Below are 6,330 nucleotides of genomic sequence, written 5' to 3'. Positions count from 1 at the left end.
CCTCGTACTGGACGTACTTGGGCTTTCGGCCGGTGCGGCGAGAGTGCGTGCCGGGCGTCGCGACGGGGCGAACGTTGCCTGCCGGGGCACTAGGTGGACCGGCCTGCCAGAAGCGCGCCAGGAAGCAGGGGGCGCCGGAGAGTCACGAGCGATAAGGCACTGACCTACTGCGATCGCAAACCGGTGTGTGAAGGCGGCGGGCGGAATGTGGAGGATCCGGGGTCAAATTGGACCAGTGGGCGGGGCCTGAGAGACGCACTCGCAGCCGTACCCACTCACACGCTACGCACCCTGCGCATCGTCGGCCTCGACCAGATCTTTCCCACCCGCTGCGACAGCGACGCCGTCCCGCATTCCTGAGGACGGGGTGTGCTCACCGGGCAGTGACACAACAATGGCCGTTGTTGACCAATAGGACGCCCAACCGGCCGTGGGGAGCCCGTAGATCGCCTGTACGCGGGCGCTCACCTCCGTGCGCCGATGGTCTTGAATCGTGGGCGGGCATGGGGCCTGGCGGGCCGGTGCACGGGGCTTCATAGGTGCCACCGTGGGTCAGGCGTGCCCAGACCGGTGAGGCCCTCGCCCGGCACGCGGCAGCGCAGCCTGGGTGGGCCGAGTGACAGCGGGTGCAACCGCTTCCGCCGAGACACCTGGAAGGGCCTTCCCGGGGCATGCACGGGAAGGCCCTTCGAAGAACAGAGGTGTCGTCAGTGCCTGAAGGCGTCCTTGGCCTTCTCCTTTGCCTCACGGGCATCGCCCGTGCTCTTTTCGGCCTGTCCTTCGGCGGCCATGCGGTCATTCCCGATGGCGCTTCCCGCGGCCTCCTTTGCCTTGCCCTCGGCCTGCTCGGTCTTCGCCTTGGCCTTTTCACCGGCAGTCATGGAATGCGCCTCCTCATTACTTACGTGCCGTTTTCGCTGTAACCCGCCTGTGCCCCGGCTCTCCCTGCACAAACGAGCCACAGCTGTGGAATGAAGGAACACTCGCGGGGCATACGGCGGCTCAGGAGGTCGATAACCATGGTTCCCTTGCTGCTCGTTCTGCTTCTCGCACTCGTCCTGTTCGGTGCCGGTTTTGCCGTCAAGATCCTTTGGTGGGTGGCCCTCGCCGTCCTGGTTCTGTGGCTACTCGGCTTCGTCATGCGCTCCACGAGCGCCGGGGGTGGCCGCGGCCGCTGGTATCGATGGTGACCTGACCCGTACCCACCCCTTCGTAGGGCCTGGCCGTTACCGGCCAGGCCCTACGGGCTTGGCTGACGACTGCGCACACGAGAAGCACCAGGCGAGTCTCAAAGGGGAAATGGCAGACGTGGTGCGGCCGGGGGCGGGATGGGTACGCGCTGAAGGAATCTGCGCGGCGGCCTCTGACAATCCCTGGCTCCGCCTATGTCGCCTGCCTGGGGTGGGCGGTTGGAAGCAGGCGGTGATGTCTTTGCCATGGGGGCAACGGCGGACCTGCCGGCCGTCGGCGAGGGCGTCGACCAGGAGCAGCCCGCGCCCCCCCGAGGGTGCCGTCGTCCGCGTGGCGTTGCTGGGGCAACTGCCTTGAGGCGTCATGCACGGTCACGTGCAGGCATTCCTCGTCTCAGGTGAGGATGAGCTGCGCGGCGCTGCGGGCGTGGACATGGGCGTTGGTGACCAACTCCGAGACGGTCAGTACGACCGAGTCCACCAGATCAGGTGCTGTCCGGTCCCAGCCGAGTGTGATCATGTGCGTACGCGTCCAGTCCCTGGCCTCCCTCACTCCGCTGCTGATCGGCAACGAACGCGCCCGTCCGACAGCCCTGAGGGATGAGTCCTGCGCCACGGTCTCTCCTTCAGCCAACCATCGGGTTCTTGTCCCGTCTGCCCGGCACACAGCGGCCCCAACGTGAGCTGGCAGCGGTGATCCGGAGCGCGAACTTCTTCACGGTGAGTGCCGCGCCACCGCGGTTGCCTTCGGGTTCTGCCGGGCGATGGAGCCGTTGAGGGCTGTGGCGAAGCCGCACCAGGCTGCGTAGGGCAGCAGAGCTCTGGCTGCCGCCCAGTTCGTCCGTGCCATGCGGTGGATGAGTTCCACGTTGCTGAGGTCGATCAGTACAGTGCCGACCAGGCCGGCTTGGGGGCTGCGCAGGCTGAAGAAGAGCCAGTTCCATCCGGCATTGAGGGTGAGGTTGATGGCGAGACTCGCGGCCGGGCGCGTGCGCCGGCGCCGGTCACCGGCGGCGCCCAGCGCGCGACCGCCAGCGTAGGCGATCGTCGCGTACAGCGGTGTCCAGACGACACCGAACGCCCACGACGGCGGCTGCCACCCAGGCTTGCGCAGCGACCCGTACCAGGCGCTGTCGGCATCGACGGCTCGCCCTCCCACCGCAGCAGCGGTGGTCACGGCCACACCGACGGCGCCGAAGCGCATCCACGGTCGAACGCCCAGCTTCTCACCGCCATGCTCGCTGATCAGCCTCATGCTCATAGAGCTTCCCCCCGCCGCCCAGCTCCTATCAGAAGGACTCCGACCGTCGGCCGCTTGACCAGTTGTCAGACGCGAAGTGCATGCCAGCGGTGACCGACGGGAATCGCCCTGTTCCTGGGCATCGCGTTCACCCTCCCCAGATGGGGACGGCGCGCCGGGCCGGGCCTTGCAGGCGGACCCGGTGCCTGGGCCTGAGCCCGGCGCGGGACGCCTCGCGACGGGGTGCGGTCAGGAGGTGACGATACGGCGTACGTTGTCGGCCGAACCGCAGCCGGCTTTCAGCTGACGCTCGCGTTCCTCCCGGAACGCCGCTCCCAGTTCCTCTCGCCGCTCCATGGCCACGTTCTCGCGCGCGCCGTTGAGGATGGTGCGTTCCTCCTCGTCGGCGTGGTGGGTGACGGCTTCCACCAGTTCCTCCAGCTTGGAGTCCCACTCCTCGGAGCCGACCTCCTCCACCTCCAGGAGGTTCAGAAGGGCCTTGTTGCCCTCGTCGTGCTCATGCTCGCCGTGCTCGACCTCTTCGTCGTCGATGTTCTTGTACCTCTTCAGGGCCGGATAGACCTTGGCCTCCTCGGCCAGTGCGTGGGCGATCAGCAGGTCCGCGAATTCCTGGAGCGCGTCGGCCCGGTCGGCTTCGACGCTGCGCATCAGCCGGAACAGATCTTCCATGCGCCGGTGGTCCTGAAGGATGAGCTCGACGACGTCCTGGGACTCGGCCATGACAGGGCACCACTTTCGTGTGAACGGTTGAAGTGACTACCGCCTACCCTCACCGTCCGCATTGATGGCTTCCCGACTCCGCAGCAACGACTCTCGCCACCGGTCCAATCCTGACCCTTTGACAGCATGTCAATCCTCATCACGGAGTCTTGTGCGTCGGCCAGGCGCAGCCAGCCGCCTGTCGAGGCGAGGTTGAGGCGGGCGGCGAGCAGGACGTTGATACCACTGGAGTCCATGAAGGTCACGTGCCGCATGTCGACGACGGCGTGGGGCCTGGCGCCGAGAGCGCCGAGGTCCAGAGCCTGGATGAGGGGGCCGGTGCTGGTGTGGTCGATCTCGCCGGTCACGGTCACGACGGTGACGCCATCGGTGGCGGTGGACACGACTTCCAGAGGTTCGGGCCGGTGCCGTTCTCGGTTTCCACAGCGGTTTACTCAGCCTCCTCGATCTCGGCTACGACGTGCATTTTTTCCTGAGCGATGCCCGGCATCGTATGAGGCGCCGCCGCTGTGTGGCCCGGCCAACAGTCCGATCGCCCTGGGTTGTCCGGCCCGATCACGGGTACCTGGGCCTGGAGGCATGAGGTAGTAGAGGCGGTGCGGATGAAACGGGCCTTGGGGGGCGAGGACAGCATGACGCCCCACTCACACGGCGCTCTCCTGAGCCTCGCGGTGGCTCTGGACGGGCAGGGCCCCTGCATCGCCGAGGCCCGCCACACGGCTTCCGGTTTCCTGACCCGGATGCGCGCCGAGCACGGTATCGCGGTCTCCCAGCGAGCTGTGGAGGTGACGCAGCTGGTGGTGAGCGAACTGGTCACCAACGCGCAGAAGTATGCCGTCGGCCCGATCCTGCTGGATCTGCGGATCGCCGGTGATCTGGTGGAGGTCCAGGTGTGGGACTCCGATCCAGTGCTGCCGGTAGCTCGGGCCGCCGATGTGGGCCGGGTGGGGCAGCATGGTCTGGAGATCGTCATGGCAGTCTGCCAGGGCTTTGAAGCCACGCGGGAGCCGGTCGGTAAGCGCATCACCGCCCGCTTGGCCCTGACGGACGATCCGCTCGGCGTCAGCGCTTGGACCAGCAGGTGAGCGACCGCCAGGCTCGACGGCCGACAGCCGAGGGAAGCCATCAGCACGTCGCGGGCCCTGGCGTTCGTGTGACGGTATTTCTCTAACATTCCTGAGTCGCTCGTTTTCTCGCGGGAGGGCCGCCGTCGCGGCCGATGTACGGCCGTCGGTGCTGCGCTGGTCGCTGGATGAGGTGGAACGACCAGTGGGGCTGTGTCAGCTGCTCGTATCTCGGTGCAACCGCGCTGGCCTGGGCATCGCCGAGTTCGTTGTGCACGTCGGCATTCTGTGGACGATCGGGATCATCCTGCTCGTCATCGGGATCATCCTGCTCCTCCTCGGCTGCGTGGGGCACGCCGTCGGCGGCCGACGCCACTACTGGTACGCTCTCTGACGCCCCCGACCGGGGGCCCAATCCGAGGACCCCGACGCCACTGCACCAGTGACCCGCTTACTGGCTGGCCTGTGCCGACGGGGCGCCGCCCCGGCTCCGGTCGCAACCCTGCTCCACCCGCAGCACGAGCGCCGCCAGGCCGATTCCGGAACGCCGGCGGGTTCTCCGGCCGGACCGGGCGGGTGGCCTCTCAGCGGGGAGACGTGCCAGCTCACAGCCCTACCCCTCGATCGCGTGGTGGCAGGCATGGGTGGAAAATGAAGGGGTAGCCGAAGCGGGCCGTGGCACGAGTTCGAATCCGGGAGAGGACCTACATGGCGCTCATGAGCACGCTGGACAGGCAGACCACCGAGCTGCCCGAAGTCGCCGACCCCACCCGGGTGGCGCCCAAGGATGCCCGCGAACTCTCCAGGTTGTTCTTCGAGCAGCTGGCAGTGCTGGAGGAGGGCACGCCCGAGTACAGCTACGCGCGCAACACGCTGATCGAGATGAACATGTCCTTGGTCCGCTACGCGGCCGGCCGCTTCCGCAGCCGCGGACCGGAGGAGATGGAGGACATCGTCCAGGTCGGCATGATCGGCCTGATCAAGGCGATCGACCGGTTCGAGCTGTCCCGCGAGGTGGAGTTCACCTCCTTCGTGATCCCCTACGTCGTCGGGGAGATCAAGCGGTTCTTCCGCGACACCACCTGGGCCGTGCACGTTCCCCGGCGGCTGCAGGAGGCCCGCGTCCAGCTGGCCCGGGCCACGGAAGAACTGCGAAGCCGGTTGGGCCGCACACCGACGGTCAAGGAACTGTCGGAGCTGATGAGCCTGCCCGAGGACGAGGTGATGGAGGCCCGTCTGGCCGCGAACGGCTACAACTCCTCCTCCCTGGACGCCGCCATCGGCAGCAGCGAGGACGGCGAGAGCGTCCTCCAGGACTTCATCGGCGTCGAAGACACCGACCTGGAGTTGGTGGAGGACTTCCACTCCCTGGCCCCGCTGATCGCTGACCTGGATGAGCGCGACCGGCAGATCATCCACATGCGCTTCGTGGAAGAACTCACCCAGGCCCAGATCGGCGGGCGCCTGGGCGTCTCCCAGATGCACGTCTCCCGGCTCCTGTCCCGCTGCCTCGCTCGCTTGCGAGAGGGCCTGCTCACCACCGGCTGAAAGCCGGCTGTCCGCACCCCGCCCGATGCCCGCCACAACCGTGGCGGGCATCAGGCGTTATCTGGCGCCACGGCCCCGAGGCCAGGGGTGCAAGGCGTCGCGAACAGTGGGGTGACAGGCTATGACGTCATCGAGACCGACGATCTGGAAGAGGCGTGCGACGGAGGCACTGGGTGCTGCCAGCCGTAGCCGGCTCCCGGTGCCGCGCGTGATCGACAATTGGTTGCCTTCTCGCGGCCTGTCGATGCCTTACACGCTCTCCTCGACAACCGTCGCCGACGTCGGCATCCTTGCACCTTCCGGGCGGAAGGCCGTCTGCGCGGGGTACCCGGATGGCCCTGGCACCTACACATGCTGACGGGCCTGGTACCTGCCCCGGCACGACGGTGCACAGGAACGGAACGGTGCCGGACCGGGTGGAGGGCGGTGCCCCGGAGATGACGATCGCCATGGCCGGTGGCGGAGTCAGCATCGCCGCAGCCCGCCACCGGGCCGCCGTTTCCCCACCCAGGATGCAGCTGGCCTCCCCCGGCTGGGGTCTCTGAGC

General features: G+C 67.5%; 10 protein-coding genes and 1 pseudogene. 5 read left to right on the top strand and 6 right to left on the bottom strand.

Annotated features, from left to right (window positions below):
- Positions 1-707 precede the first annotated feature (707 nt).
- Complete coding sequence (locus AB0A61_RS35915) at positions 708-881, bottom strand: CsbD family protein (protein WP_361302126.1); 174 nt, start codon at positions 879-881, stop codon at positions 708-710.
- 138 nt (positions 882-1,019) lie between these two features.
- Here AB0A61_RS35915 and AB0A61_RS35910 point away from each other — a divergent pair, with 138 nt between their 5' ends.
- The gene (locus tag AB0A61_RS35910; protein WP_184966629.1) at positions 1,020-1,190 is read left to right on the top strand and encodes a hydrophobic protein; all 171 of its coding nucleotides are present in this window, start codon (positions 1,020-1,022) and stop codon (positions 1,188-1,190) included.
- Between the two features lie 213 nt (positions 1,191-1,403).
- Here AB0A61_RS35910 and AB0A61_RS35905 read toward each other — a convergent pair.
- The 4 genes and pseudogenes from AB0A61_RS35905 to AB0A61_RS35890 all read right to left on the bottom strand — a co-directional run.
- Positions 1,404-1,806, bottom strand: a pseudogene (locus tag AB0A61_RS35905) (ATP-binding protein); the annotation flags it as partial.
- Between the two features lie 99 nt (positions 1,807-1,905).
- Positions 1,906-2,451 (bottom strand): TspO/MBR family protein, encoded by a 546-nt coding sequence (locus tag AB0A61_RS35900; protein WP_361302123.1) that lies wholly within the window; start codon positions 2,449-2,451, stop codon positions 1,906-1,908.
- 228 nt (positions 2,452-2,679) lie between these two features.
- Positions 2,680-3,171 (bottom strand): hemerythrin domain-containing protein, encoded by a 492-nt coding sequence (locus AB0A61_RS35895; protein ID WP_361302120.1) that lies wholly within the window; start codon positions 3,169-3,171, stop codon positions 2,680-2,682.
- Positions 3,099-3,554 carry an STAS domain-containing protein gene (locus AB0A61_RS35890; protein WP_361302117.1) on the bottom strand — a complete coding sequence of 152 codons (456 nt, stop codon included), beginning with the start codon at positions 3,552-3,554 and terminating at the stop codon, positions 3,099-3,101. The genes AB0A61_RS35895 and AB0A61_RS35890 overlap by 73 nt, the downstream gene beginning before the upstream one ends.
- Positions 3,555-3,803: 249 nt before the next feature.
- On the opposite strand from AB0A61_RS35890, the gene AB0A61_RS35885 reads away from it, so the two are divergent.
- From AB0A61_RS35885 to AB0A61_RS35875, 3 genes are all read left to right on the top strand, one after another.
- Positions 3,804-4,256, top strand: a complete 453-nt coding sequence (locus AB0A61_RS35885; RefSeq protein ID WP_361302114.1) for an ATP-binding protein — start codon at positions 3,804-3,806, stop codon at positions 4,254-4,256.
- A 229-nt stretch (positions 4,257-4,485) separates the two neighbouring features.
- Entirely contained in the window at positions 4,486-4,629 is a 144-nt protein-coding gene (locus AB0A61_RS35880) for a DUF6131 family protein (RefSeq protein WP_361302134.1), read from the top strand.
- Between the two features lie 323 nt (positions 4,630-4,952).
- Positions 4,953-5,783, top strand: a complete 831-nt coding sequence (locus AB0A61_RS35875) for an RNA polymerase sigma factor SigF (RefSeq protein ID WP_361302111.1) — start codon at positions 4,953-4,955, stop codon at positions 5,781-5,783.
- 57 nt (positions 5,784-5,840) lie between these two features.
- On the opposite strand, the gene AB0A61_RS35870 is transcribed toward AB0A61_RS35875, so the two are convergent.
- Complete coding sequence (locus tag AB0A61_RS35870; RefSeq protein ID WP_361302108.1) at positions 5,841-6,002, bottom strand: STAS domain-containing protein; 162 nt, start codon at positions 6,000-6,002, stop codon at positions 5,841-5,843.
- Between the two features lie 185 nt (positions 6,003-6,187).
- On the opposite strand from AB0A61_RS35870, the gene AB0A61_RS35865 reads away from it, so the two are divergent.
- A complete protein-coding gene (locus AB0A61_RS35865) occupies positions 6,188-6,328 on the top strand; it encodes a hypothetical protein (protein ID WP_361302105.1) in 141 nt (46 codons plus the stop codon).
- Positions 6,329-6,330 lie beyond the last annotated feature (2 nt).

It is taken from the genome of Streptomyces sp. NPDC046197 (assembly GCF_040646295.1).
In the GTDB taxonomy this organism is placed as follows: Bacteria; Actinomycetota; Actinomycetes; order Streptomycetales; family Streptomycetaceae; genus Streptomyces.
The sequence above is the reverse complement of the archived record's forward strand: the minus strand, read 5'-3'. Positions and strand labels throughout refer to the sequence as shown.

Bases quoted from the DNA above. Each gene is read 5' to 3' on its own strand.
- AB0A61_RS35915 (WP_361302126.1), bottom strand. From the start codon at position 881: ATGACTGCCGGTGAAAAGGCCAAGGCGAAGACCGAGCAGGCCGAGGGC.
- AB0A61_RS35875 (WP_361302111.1), top strand. From the start codon at position 4,953: ATGAGCACGCTGGACAGGCAGACCACCGAGCTGCCCGAAGTCGCCGAC.
- AB0A61_RS35910 (WP_184966629.1), top strand. From the start codon at position 1,020: ATGGTTCCCTTGCTGCTCGTTCTGCTTCTCGCACTCGTCCTGTTCGGT.
- AB0A61_RS35900 (WP_361302123.1), bottom strand. From the start codon at position 2,451: ATGAGCATGAGGCTGATCAGCGAGCATGGCGGTGAGAAGCTGGGCGTT.
- AB0A61_RS35885 (WP_361302114.1), top strand. From the start codon at position 3,804: ATGACGCCCCACTCACACGGCGCTCTCCTGAGCCTCGCGGTGGCTCTG.
- AB0A61_RS35895 (WP_361302120.1), bottom strand. From the start codon at position 3,171: ATGGCCGAGTCCCAGGACGTCGTCGAGCTCATCCTTCAGGACCACCGG.